This window comes from Pseudonocardia ailaonensis, assembly GCF_039531635.1.
GTDB lineage: Bacteria > Actinomycetota > Actinomycetes > Mycobacteriales > Pseudonocardiaceae > Pseudonocardia > Pseudonocardia ailaonensis.
Map to the genome: position 1 here is coordinate 1 of NZ_BAAAQK010000021.1, position 12,056 is coordinate 12,056.

Below are 12,056 nucleotides of genomic sequence, written 5' to 3' on the forward strand. Positions count from 1 at the left end.
TCCCAGTCGGTGTGGTTCTGCCAGTTGAAGTGGACGCCAACCTTCATCGTCAGTCCTTTCGAGGTGTCACACCGATGCGGCCCGCAACCGTCTCGAGGCAAGAGCTGCCGGGAGGTTCGCGGCCGGGGGATGAGCACGAGCATGACAAGATGTGGTGCGATCGTCAACTAGGAAGTATGTTTCGTTCCGATGCGCGTTGCCTGACCGCCCGAGCGTCGGGTCCCTCGCCCTCGGGCGGGACCGTGCGGCACTTTCGTCGGACCGTGGTGATCGACATTTCCCGAGACCCGGGTGCGGGTGCTCTGACCACCGAGGACGGCGAAACCAGTCCGTAACTTGGGGATACCGCGAAAGCTATTGCGACATACGCTATCTGATGTACCGTACGGTGCCCCAGCGGCTCCGTGACGTGAGTCGCACGGAGGGCTGGGACAGGACAGGCGGCGTGGCCGTCTGCTTAACCGAGAGGCGACGCAGTGAGAACATCGAAGTTCGCGGTGGGAGTGAGTCTCGCCGCCCTGCTCGCCGTGAGCGCTGCTTGCGGCAGCGGCGGCTCCGGTGGCACCCCCGGTACGGGTACGGGCGGGGCGACCTCCGCCGCCACGACACCCGGCAATGCGGCCGACAACACGAAGTCCCCCGTCACGATCGGCTTCCAGAACCTCGAGGGCGGAGCCATCTCGCTCCCCGAGATCCGGAACGGCTTCGACGCTGGCGTGAAGTACATCAACGAGCAGCTGGGCGGCATCAACGGCCACCCGCTCAAGTCGATCAACTGCAAGACCGACTCGACCCCCGAGTCCTCGGTGAACTGCGCGAACCAGTTCGTCGAGCAGAAGGCCGTGCTGGTCGCCCAGGGCGCCGACTTCGGCGCCGACGCCGCGCTTCCCGTGCTGAAGTCCGCCAAGCTCGCCACCATCGGCGCCTTCCCGCTGACCCCGGGCATGGACACCGCGGTGGGCGACGCGTTCTTCATGCAGGGCTCCTCCGAGGAGGGCTACGCGGCCAACCTCGTCCAGCTCAAGAAGCTCGGTGGCACGAAGGTCGCCGTCGTCATGGTGGACGCCCCGGCGAGCCACCAGAGCTACGACAAGATCATCGGCCCGGCCGCGGCCAAGCTGGGTCTCACGGCCAAGGTGTTCTACGTCCCCGCCCAGTCCGACTGGTCGGTCCAGGCCGCGACGGTCCTCGCCTGGGGCCCGGACGCGCTGAGCACCTACGTCGCCGCCGACGGTCTCGCCGCGATCCCGGCCTTCCGGTCCGCGGGCTTCACCGGCTACATCACGGCCGGCTCGAACGTCGAGATCGTTCCGCAGCTCGACTCGAGCGTGCTGAACAAGGTGCTCTTCAGTGCCCCGTACTACCTCCCCGAGTTCGCCAACATCCCCGCAGCGGTGCAGCCGGACATCGACGCCTTCACCAAGTACACCGCCGGCCTGCCGGCCGGTGGCAGCGTGACCCAGCGTCAGACCGGCTTCTACACCGTGCTCATGGCCGCCCAGGCGCTGCGTGACTTCAGCGCCAAGTCGGACACCCTGACCGCCGAGTCCGTGCGGACCGCGATGTCCACCTGGAAGGGTGACCGCGAGCCGTTCCGGACGAACGGGTGGGACTGCGCGAAGCCGACCTGGCCCGGCACGACCGCCTGCGCCTCCGGCAACGTCTACGCCACCCCGGGTGCGGACAAGAAGCTGGCACCGCTGCCCGACCAGCCGGTAGACATCTCTTCGGTCAAGCCGTAGCAGAACCGGTCACTTCCAGCGAGAGGCCGAGAGGCACATCGTGACTGAGATCATTCTCTTCCTCGTGCTCGGCCTGGGAGTCGGGGCGGTCTACGCCGCCCTGACCCTCGGGGTCGTGCTGACGTACCAGGGCACCGGCATGATCAACTTTGCCGCTGCGGCGATCGCCGCGGTGCCCCTGTACGTCTACGACGAGCTGACACGCGGAAGACTGACGCTGCCGATCCCCTGGCTGCCGTCCTTCGACGTCGGCAAGCCGCCCACCTGGCTGGCCGTGTTGATCGCGGTGCTGGTCGCCGGGCTGCTCGGGGCGTTGATCGAGGTCGCGATCTCGAGGCCGCTCCGCAAGGCGCCCCCGCTGGCGAAGGTGGTCGCCGGCGTGGGCATCCTGCTCACGCTCCAGGCGCTGGTGGGGCTCAAGTACAGCACCGACCCGCGCCTGCGCTCGGTGGTGCTGCCGCAGGGCGTCCTGCAGCTCGGTGGCATCAACCTCGCCAAGGACCGCCTCTGGCTGATCGGCATCGCCGTCGTGCTGTCGGTGGCGCTGGCGGTGTGGTTCACGAAGTCGCGGATGGGCCTGGCCATCCAGGCCTCCGCGGAGAACGAGCGGGCGGCCGGGTTCGCCCGGCTGTCCCCCTCGGTGACCGGCCTGGTCACGTGGACGGTGGCCTCGATGTTCACCGCCCTGATCCTCGTGCTGGCCGGGCCGGCCACCGGGGCGCTCTCGCCCCAGACCATGCCGCTCCTCGTGGTGCCCGCGCTGGCGGGTGCCCTGCTGGCCCGGCTGTCCTCGCTGAAGGTCGGCCTGATCGGCGCCCTGGCGCTGGGCGTGGTCCAGTCCGAGCTCCAGTTCCTCTCGCAGACCAAGGAGTGGTGGCCGGACTGGGCCAAGCAGGGCCTCACCAACGTGGTGCCCTTCCTGGTGATCGTCGTGGCGCTGTTCGTCCTGGGACGCGCGATCCCCAGCCGTGGTGACGACGTCCGGTCCTCGCTCCCGGCTGTGATCATCCCCAAGAACCGGCCGGGCACCGTGGCACTGTGGACGGTCATCGGCCTCGCCGCGCTGATCCTCACCTCCGGCACCTACCGGTTCGGCGTCATCACGAGCCTCGCCGGGGCGCTGATCGCGCTCTCCCTGGTGCTGCTCACCGGCATGCTCGGCCAGATCTCGCTGGCGCAGGCCGCCTTCGCCGGGGTCGCCGGGCTCGTCCTCTCCAAGCTGGGGGGCGTCCCGTTCCCCTTCTCCCTGCTGATCGCGGGGATCGTGGCGGCACTGGCCGGTGTCCTCGTCGGCATCCCGGCCCTGCGCATCCGCGGGGCCCAGCTCGCCGTGGTCACGCTGGCGGCGGCACTCACGTTGCAGGACTTCGTCTTCAACAACCCGAAGATCGTGTCGGCGACGCAGAACCTCATCCCCGACCCGAACCTGTTCGGCCTGAACCTCTCGGTGCGCGGCGACGGCGAGATCGCCCGGCTGCCCTTCGGCATCATGGTCCTGGTCGTCGTGGTGATCGCCTTCATCTGCGTGGGCAACCTGATCCGGGCCGGCACGGGCCGGACCATGCTGGCCATCCGCTCGAACGAGCGGGCCGCGGCCGCCATCGGCATCAACGTGGCGCGCGTCAAGCTCGCGGCGTTCGCCGCGGCGTCCTTCCTGGCGGGCATCGCGGGCGGGCTGATCGGCGAGAGCCGCGGGCAGCTCTCCGCCGAGTCCTTCGGGGTGTTCATCGGCCTGTCGTTCCTGGCGGTGGCCTACCTGCAGGGCATCACCAGCGTGTCCGGCGCGCTGCTGGCCGGGCTCTCGGCGACGCTGGGCATCATCTACACCTTCGCGTCCCAGGTCCTGGACCTCGGCAGCTACTACTCGCTCATCACGGGCGTCTCGCTGATCCTCACGGTCCTGTTCAACCCGATGGGTATCGCCGGCAAGAGCCGTGAGCACTTCGACCAGATAGTCGCCAAGTACCGGCGCAAGCCCGAGGCCGCGCCGGTGGCCGAGGTCGCCGAGCCCGAGGCCGCCACGGCACTGTCGGTCCCGCCGGCGCCCGCCGCGCCCCGGCAGATCGGCGACGTGAAGCTCTCCAGCCGCGGCACCACCGTCCGGTACGGCGGTGTGGTGGCGGTGTCCGACGTCGACATCGACGTCCGTGCGGGCGAGATCGTCGGGCTCATCGGCCCGAACGGCGCCGGCAAGACGAGCTTCGTGGACGCGCTGACCGGGTTCACCCGCAGCACCGGCGAGGTCACCCTCGTCGGGGAGCGCATCGACGGCCGCCCGGCGCACGAGCGGGCCCGCAGCGGCCTGGTCCGGACCTGGCAGGCCGGCGAGCTCTTCGAGGACCTCTCGGTCCGGGACAACGTCCGGGTCGCCAACGAGACGGGCAACGAGGCCTTCGGGATGCTGCGGGACATCGTCCGGCCGAGCACCCCGCCGTCCGCCGCCACCGAGCGGGCACTGACGCTCATGTCGCTCGACGACGTCGCGGACCGCAAGCCGTCGGAGCTGTCGCTGCCCCGGCAGAAGGCCGTCGGCCTGGCCCGGGCCCTGGCGAAGGAGCCGCAGGTCCTGCTGCTCGACGAGCCGGCCGCGGGGCTGGACAGCACCGAGAGCGTCGCGTTCGGCGAGCAGCTGCGCCGCATCGCCGGCACCGGCGTCGGCTGCCTGCTCATCGACCACGACATGCACCTGGTGATGAGCGTCTGCGACCGCGTCTACGTCATCGAGTTCGGCAAGCAGATCGCCACCGGGACACCGGAGGAGGTCCGCAACGACCCCCGGGTGCTCGCGTCGTACCTGGGCAGCCAGGAGCTCGAGACCGTCAGCGTCGGCGCCGACGCCCACGCCGAGAAGAACGAGGTCGGATCGTGACCGCGCTCATCGAGACCCGTGGCCTCGTCGCCGGCTACGGCAAGCTCGCCGTCGTCCGCGACGTGGACCTGACCGTCAACGCGGGGGAGGTCGTCTGCCTCCTGGGTGCGAACGGGGCGGGCAAGACGACCACCCTGCTGACGATCGCGGGCGCCCTGCCGAAGCTGGGTGGCTCGGTCGACGTGGGTGGCCTGCCGGCACCCGCCGCCGCGCACGTCGTGGCCCGCCGGGGCCTCGCCCTCGTCCCGGAGGGCCGCGGGCTGTTCTACCGGCTCAGCGTGGCGGAGAACCTCCGCCTGCGCCGGCACCGCAAGTCCCGGGTGACGCTCGACGAGGTCCTCGGCCACTTCCCGGTGCTGGTGGACCTGATGGGGAGGCGGGCGGGCCTGCTCTCCGGTGGCGAGCAGCAGATGCTGGCGCTGGCCGGCGCGCTGATCGCGGACCCGGAGGTCATCCTCCTCGACGAGATGAGCCTCGGCCTGGCGCCGATCATCGTCGAGCGGCTGCTCCCGATCGTGCGCAACATCGCCGACGAGAAGGGGATGGGTGTGCTCCTCGTCGAGCAGCACATCCTGGCCGCCCTGTCGGTCGCCGACCGCGGATACGTGATGGCCCACGGCTCGGTGGTCGCCGAGGGCACCGCGGCCGAGCTCCGGCGGGACGCGGAGCTGCTCGAGGCGAGCTATCTGGGTGACAAGGCCGGCATCGATGCCGCCGTTTCGGAAGGTCTGGTGTAAGGAAGTTGGAAAGGACCCGGGACACGCCGGAGAACGGCAGCGGAGCCGCTGCCGGGGAGGCGTTCTCGCGGACGGCGATCGAGGCGGCCCTGGTCGCCCCGGGCGCCGACTTCGAGACCTCGGTGGAGCAGGTGCACGGCGAACCGGTGACCGTCTACCGGAACGCACCCTCGACGCTCGCGGAGGTCTTCGGGCGGGCCGGGTCCTGGGGCGACACCCCGGCCCTGTCCTACTCCGACCGCACGGTCACGTGGTCGGAGTACGCCGACGCCGTGGGCCGGGTGGCCGGGAGCCTCGTCGGCGAGCACGGCGTCCGTCCGGGGGACCGGGTGGCGATCGCCTCCCGGAACTACCCGGAGTGGGTGCTCGCCTTCGCCGCGACGATCAGCATCGGGGCGGTCGCCGTGCCGCTCAACTCGTGGTGGACCGGCGAGGAGCTCGCCTCCGTGCTGGACGACTCCGGCGCCGTCGTGCTGTTCGCCGACGGGGAGCGGGCGCGGCTCATCGCGCCGCAGCGGACCGCTCTCCCGGCGCTCCGCACGGTGGTCGAGATCGAGGCGGAGCCGACGTGGGGCGACCGGGGGTGGCGCGAGCTGCTGACCGGTGCCCCCGCCGACCTCGGTGCGCTCGCCGCGGCGATCTCGCCCGACGACGACGCGACGATCATGTACACGTCGGGTACCACCGGGCGGCCCAAGGGCGTCGTGGCGACGCACCGCGCGCACGCCACGGCGATGACGAACATCCTCTACCAGGGCGCTCTGCACGCCGCCGTGAACCGGGCGCGGTCGGAGCCGGTCCGGCCGGCCCGCACCCCGTCGCAGGCCCTCGTCGGCGGCCCGCTGTTCCACATCTCCAACCTCCCGAAGCTCCTCATCGCCGCCGCCCGCGGGCAGCACCTGGTGTTCATGCGCAAGTGGGACGCCGCCCAGGCGGTGACGCTCATCGACACGCTGGGCCTCGACGGCTTCGCCGGCGTCCCGACGATGGTGCGCCAGCTGCTCGACGAGGCGGAGGCGACCGGCACGTCGCTGCCCACCCTGCGCCAGATCGGGACCGGGGGCGCACCCACCCCGGGGAGCCAGATCGAGCGGATCGGGTCGCAGTTCGGGCGGAGCGTCATGGCCAGCACCGGGTACGGGCTGACCGAGACGACCGGGGCCCTGGTCGGCATCGCGTCGTCGGACTTCTTCGACCGGACGGACTCGGTCGGGCGTCCCTTCCCCGTCTCCCGGGTGCGGGTCGTCGCCGCCGACGGGTCCGACGCCGGGCCCGGCCAGGTCGGCGAGGCGTGGATGCGCAGCGCCACACTGGGCCGGGGCTACTGGAACCTGCCGGACACCCCGCTGCTCAACCCCGAGGGGTGGTTCCCGACGGGCGACCTGGTCACCGTCGACGACGAAGGGTTCGTCCGGATCGTCGACCGCATCAAGGACGTGGTCCTGCGCGGCGGGGAGAACGTGTACTGCGCGGAGGTGGAGGGGCTGCTCGCGACCCACCCGGACGTGGTCGACGCCGGGGTGTTCGGGCTCCCGCACGAGCTGCTCGGCGAGGAGGTGGCCGCCGCCGTCCAGGTGCGTCCGGGATCGACACTCACCGCGGCCGACCTCAAGCGTCACATGGCCGAGCGGGCCGCCGCCTACAAGATCCCCTCGGCCCTCGTCGTCCTGACCGATCCCCTTCCGCGCAACCCGACCGGGAAGGTGCTCAAGTCCGAGCTCCGGGCCCAGCTCCGACCGGTCCCGGCACCCGAGGTGCAGAAGCCATGACGTCCGCGTCCGACACCGGCGAGCAGCCCGCGGAGTACGAGGAGATCCTCTACTCCGTCCGTGACCGCATCGCCACCGTGACCCTGAACCAGCCGGCACGGCGGAACGCCCTCACCTTCCGGATGCGCCGCGAGATCATCAACGCGCTCCGCACCGCCGAGCGGGACGACGACGTGACCGTCATCCTGATCCGGGCCAACGGGCCGTCGTTCTCCGGTGGGTACGCCCTGTCCACCGCCCCGCGGCCGAAGCCCGAGGCCGGGGCGCCGGACGCCCCGGAGACGCCGCAGCCCAAGTCCTACTGGGACGACGGCTCCCGCCCGGAGCGGTGGATCGACGCCGAGGAGTTCGACGGCTGGACCGACCAGTGGGCGCGCAGCTGCCTGCGGGACTGGATGAATGTCTGGGAGCTGCTCAAGCCCGTCGTCGCCATGGTGCACGGTCACTGCCTCGCCGGTGGCAGCGAGCTGATGTCGTTGTGCGACATCGCCTTCGTCGCCGACGACGCCCAGATCGGCTACCCGCCGATGCGCGGCATGACCACGCCCGACATCCCGTACTTCCCCTGGAAGATGACGATGGCCCAGGCGAAGTACCTCCAGCTGACCGGCAACAGCGTGACCGGCGCCGAGGCGGCTGCCATGGGGTGGGTCGCGAAGTCGTTCCCGGCCGACGAGCTCGAGGCGCAGACGATGCGCGAGCTGCGCGCGATGAGCCACATCGCGCCCTCCCTGCTCGCCGCCAACAAGGAGTCCGTCAACCAGGCCTACGAGATCATGGGCATGCGGACGCACTTCAACCAGGCGTGGACCATGCACTCGCTGAGCGGGGCGCTACGGCCCGGGGCCCGGGACTTCTCCCAGCGGCTCCGGGAGGGCGGGCTCAAGGCCGCGCTCGAGTGGCGCGACGGCCCGGCGCGCGCCGAGGGCTTCCGCTGACCGCACCCCGGCCCGGGTGCTGACCGGGCTCCGCCGACCGGGGCGGGCGAGCTCAGACGAGCGAGCGCAGCCCCGTCGGCCGGAGCCCCGTCGCGGTGGCCGTCTCCGTCTCCGCCTCGAGGGCGAAGGCCTGGAGCAGCTGGTCCATGATCCGCAGGGTGTGCCCGGAGAGGCGCTCGGCGGCCGTGGCCCCGTCACTGGAGCGCAGCGCACGCGCGATCCCGACGTGCTCCCGGCCGTCCGGGCGGAGGTCGCGCTCGAGGTGGACGTCGCGCTGGCGGAGGACCTGGGTGAGCACCACGGAGTCCTCCACCGCCTTGTGCAGCATCGCGTTGCCGGAGGACGACGCGATCGCCAGGTGGAAGGCGGTGTCCGCCTCGCGGAACGCCTCGGAGTCGCCGGCGACCGCGTGGGAGGCCTCCGCCAGCTCCAGGATGCGGTCCTTCTGCTCGGAGGTCGCCCGGTCCGCCGCGTGGCGGGCCGCGGCGGCCTCGAGGCCCGCGCGCACCTCGAAGGCATCCCTGATGGTCCGCGCGGTCGGCACGACGACCCGCAGGCCGCGTCCCGTCGGCTCGACCAGCCCGATGTGGCGGAGCTGCAGCAGCGCTTCCCGAACCGGGGTCTTGCTGACCTGGAGGTCCTTCGACAGCATCGCCTCGCTGACCGAGCTGCCCGGCGGCAGGCTCGCGTCCACGAGCCGCTGTCGGATCGCCGCGGAGACCAGGTCGGTCAGGTTGTCCGGTCGCTCGATCATGAGCGGCTACCTCCAGAGGGCTCGCGTCCGAGATAGCATATGTTAAATCTTTGAGGTCCGGGTTCTGTGGTAGTCAGACGCGTGCCGGGCGGAGGCGCTCGGTCACCCAGGCCGCGACCTGCGCCCGGTTGCCGAAGGTGAGCTTGGTCAAGATGTGCGTCACGTGGGCGTCGACGGTGCGCGGTGAGATGGCGAGGCGGCCCGCGATCTGGCGGTTCCCGAGCCCCTCGGCGACCCGTTGGGCCACCTGCCACTCCCGCTCGGTCAGCGGCCGGAACAACTCGGCGTGGTCGTGGTCCTGGTCGGCACCGCCGCCGTCGACGCCCTGGGCGTAGGCGAGCGCCCGGGCGGGTGAGAGCTCGGCACCGGCCGCCATGAGCGATCTCAGGTCGCGTTCGGGGAGCACGGCGCGCAGGTGATCGAGCGAGGCGTCCCGGAACCGGCGCAGGGCGACGACGCTGTCGATGGACGAGCCGCTGCGGCGCCACGCCGTCTCCGCGCACCCGGCCAGGGTCGCGCCGCGCCGCGGGTCGTCCGCGACGCTGAACCACGCGAGCGCGTCCAGGCACATCGCCTGCCCGATGTACTCCTGGTCGTGGGCCTTGAGCTGCAGGGCCTCGAGCACCATGGCCTCCGCGTCCCCCGGCTCGCCCACGTCACGCAGGACCATGCCCAGGTTCATGAGCGCGCTCGAGTGCAGCGTGCTCTCGACGTGCCGGCCGGTGATCCGGAGACACTCCCGGAGCAGCTCCTGCGCCGACGCGAGGTCGCCGCACAGCCACTGGGTGACGCCGTAGCCGAGGAGCACGTGGGCCCGCCCGACGACCTCGTCGGTCTGGGCGAACAGGCGCAGGGCCTCGGCGAGCGGGGCCTGCGCCCCGTGGGCGTCGCTGCCGCTCAGCTGGGCCATGCCCTCCACGAAACTCAGGTATCCGAGGTCGGCGGCCGCGGGCTCGGGTCCGAGCTCGGCCCGCGCCTCGGCGATGTGCCGGGGCACCTCCGCGCCGTCGCCGAGGTAGAACGAGAAGTAGGCGAGCCAGCGCAGGGCGGTCGCGCGTCCCGGTGTCCGCGGCTCCGACTCGTCGATGCCGCGCCGGAGCCAGTGCCGGCCCTCCGACATCAGGCCGGCCGTCACCCAGTAGAGGTTCAGGTCCGAGGCGATCGCCATGGCCTGCGCCGGCCTGCGGTCGTCGAGGGCGAAGCGCAGCGCGGACGCGACGTTCTGGTGCTCGCGGCGCAGCCGCAGCGACCATTCCTGCTGACCGGGCCCGAACCAGCCCTCCCGGTACTCCGTCGCGAGCTGCGAGCACCAGTCGACGAGCCGGTCCCGGACGGCGGCGACGCCGCCGGAGTCGGTCAGCCGCTGGTGGCCGAACTCGCGGATGGCACCGAGCATCCGGTACCGCGCCTCGGGCCCGGGGTCCTTCTCCCGTACCAGGATGGACTTCTCGACCAGCTCGGTCAGCAGGTCGACGACGTCGTCCCGGGCCAGGCCGTCGTCGGTGCAGACCACCTCGACCGCGGACACGACGAAGCTGCTCGGGAACACCGACAGGCGCGCCCAGAGGAGCTGCTCGGGCTCCGTGCAGAGGTCGTGGCTCCACGCGATCGAGGCGAGCAGGGTCTGGTGGCGCGCGGAGGCGCTGCGATCGCCCGTCGTCAGGAGCCGGAGCCGGGAGCCGAGCCGCGCGTTGATCTGCTCGACGGGCAGGGCGCGCACCCGGTCGGCGGCGAGCTCGATCGCCAGCGGGATCCCGTCGAGACGCTGGCAGATCTCGGCCACGTGCGGCGCGTTGGCCTCGGTCAGGACGAACCCCGGCTCCCGGGCCCGGGCCCGGTCGAGGAACAGGCGGACCCCGTCGTACTGCTCGAGATCGGCGGCCCGGGAGCCGTCGTCCCAGGTCGGGACCGGGAGCGGCGGTACGGCGTAGGTGTGCTCGCCGGCGATCTTCATCGGTTCGCGGCTGGTGGTCAGGACGTGGACGTCGGGAGCCCGGGCGAGGATCCGGCGGACCAGCAGGGCACAGGGCACGACGAGGTGCTCGCAGTTGTCCAGGACCAGCAGCAGGTGCGTCGGTGCCAGCCGCTCGGCCAGGCTCTCGGCGGTCCAGCCGGAGGGTTCGTCGCGGAAGCCGAGGGCGGAGGCGACCGCGTGCGGCACGAGCTCGGCGCTGCGCACCTCGGCCAGCTCGACCAGCACCACGCCGTCGGGGAACGCGCGCCGGGCCTGGTCGGCGATGCGCAGCGACAGGCGGGTCTTGCCCACCCCACCGGGACCGGTGAGCGTGACCAGCCGCGACGACGAGAGGAGTTTCCTGGCGTCGCCGAGCTCACGCCGGCGGCCCACGAACGTCGTGACCTCGGCGGGCACGTCGCCGCCGGCGCGGCGCAGGGACCGACCCATCGCCCGGAGCATAGTCGGCGGCGGGGCCCGGGTGGCCGGAGTCCTGAGTGTCCCTTAGGTAGGTATGTAGGTATCCCTGCGAATGACGTGCGTACCGGGACCGGTGAGGCTGACGGCGACCGGGGGTGACGCCCACCACGACGTCAGGGAGCTGCGCATCATGGCCGAGATCAGCCGCCGGCCGGAGCTCGCCGTCGGGCTTCCGCGACGCCCGTCCACGACGGGTGCGGACCGTTGCTACGTCCGGCTGGCGGTCATGGGCGACCCCGCGACCTGGCGGGCGAACGGGCCGCGGTCGGCGGACTGGCTGCACCTGCTGGCCGGTGCCGTCGGCGCCGCGCACGACCTGTCGTGGTGGGACGTCCGGAGCACCCGGGCCACGACCTACGACGTCCGGCGGGTCCAGCTGCGCACCGCCGTCGCCCACCGCCCGCACCTGGTGGCCCTGGCGACCGGGCTGGTCGACGTGCGCGAGCGGGAGTGGGACGCCGACGAGACGAGATCACACCTCCTGCACTGCGGCCACGTGCTCACCCAGCGAGGCGCCGTGCTGCTCACGACCGGGCTGGACGCCGGGCGGCCGAGCCCGCTGACCAGCGTGCACCCCGCGCGCCTGCGGTCCCGGATGCAGCAGCTCAACGGCCTCTACGAGGAGCTCCACGAGCGCTTCGGGACCATCCACCTGGATTCCGCCGGCCACCTGGACTCCACCGGCCACCTGGACTCCACCGGCACGGGAGGACCCGGCACGTACCCCAGCGCGGCCGTCCTCGCCGGCCGGTTCGCGAGGGAGCTCGCCCGGCGCGGCCTGGAGATCCCAGCCGCGCCGGGTGAGCTCTAGTT

At 71.9% G+C, this 12,056-nt stretch carries 8 protein-coding genes; 6 read left to right on the plus strand and 2 right to left on the minus strand.

Going from position 1 to position 12,056, the window contains the following annotated elements:
• The first annotated feature begins 527 nt into the window (after positions 1–527).
• From ABD324_RS26275 to ABD324_RS26295, 5 genes are read left to right on the plus strand one after another with little or no spacing between them, the layout of a single operon-like run.
• Positions 528–1,742: an ABC transporter substrate-binding protein gene (locus ABD324_RS26275; RefSeq protein ID WP_344422593.1), complete on the plus strand. Its 1,215-nt coding sequence runs from the start codon at positions 528–530 to the stop codon at positions 1,740–1,742.
• A 40-nt stretch (positions 1,743–1,782) separates the two neighbouring features.
• The gene (locus tag ABD324_RS26280; RefSeq protein ID WP_344422595.1) at positions 1,783–4,611 is read left to right on the plus strand and encodes an ABC transporter permease subunit; all 2,829 of its coding nucleotides are present in this window, start codon (positions 1,783–1,785) and stop codon (positions 4,609–4,611) included.
• Positions 4,608–5,348, plus strand: a complete 741-nt coding sequence (locus ABD324_RS26285; RefSeq protein WP_344422598.1) for an ABC transporter ATP-binding protein — start codon at positions 4,608–4,610, stop codon at positions 5,346–5,348. The genes ABD324_RS26280 and ABD324_RS26285 overlap by 4 nt, the downstream gene beginning before the upstream one ends.
• A gap of 5 nt (positions 5,349–5,353) precedes the next feature.
• A complete protein-coding gene (locus tag ABD324_RS26290; RefSeq protein WP_344422600.1) occupies positions 5,354–7,117 on the plus strand; it encodes a class I adenylate-forming enzyme family protein in 1,764 nt (587 codons plus the stop codon).
• Complete coding sequence (locus ABD324_RS26295; protein ID WP_344422603.1) at positions 7,114–8,055, plus strand: enoyl-CoA hydratase-related protein; 942 nt, start codon at positions 7,114–7,116, stop codon at positions 8,053–8,055. The genes ABD324_RS26290 and ABD324_RS26295 overlap by 4 nt, the downstream gene beginning before the upstream one ends.
• Positions 8,056–8,107: 52 nt before the next feature.
• Here ABD324_RS26295 and ABD324_RS26300 read toward each other — a convergent pair whose 3' ends face one another.
• On the minus strand, positions 8,108–8,809 hold the full coding sequence (locus tag ABD324_RS26300; protein WP_344422606.1) for a GntR family transcriptional regulator: 702 nt from the start codon (positions 8,807–8,809) through the stop codon (positions 8,108–8,110).
• 73 nt (positions 8,810–8,882) lie between these two features.
• Complete coding sequence (locus ABD324_RS26305; RefSeq protein ID WP_344422609.1) at positions 8,883–11,213, minus strand: ATP-binding protein; 2,331 nt, start codon at positions 11,211–11,213, stop codon at positions 8,883–8,885.
• A 160-nt stretch (positions 11,214–11,373) separates the two neighbouring features.
• Here ABD324_RS26305 and ABD324_RS26310 point away from each other — a divergent pair, with 160 nt between their 5' ends.
• Complete coding sequence (locus ABD324_RS26310) at positions 11,374–12,054, plus strand: SGNH/GDSL hydrolase family protein (RefSeq protein WP_344422612.1); 681 nt, start codon at positions 11,374–11,376, stop codon at positions 12,052–12,054.
• Positions 12,055–12,056 lie beyond the last annotated feature (2 nt).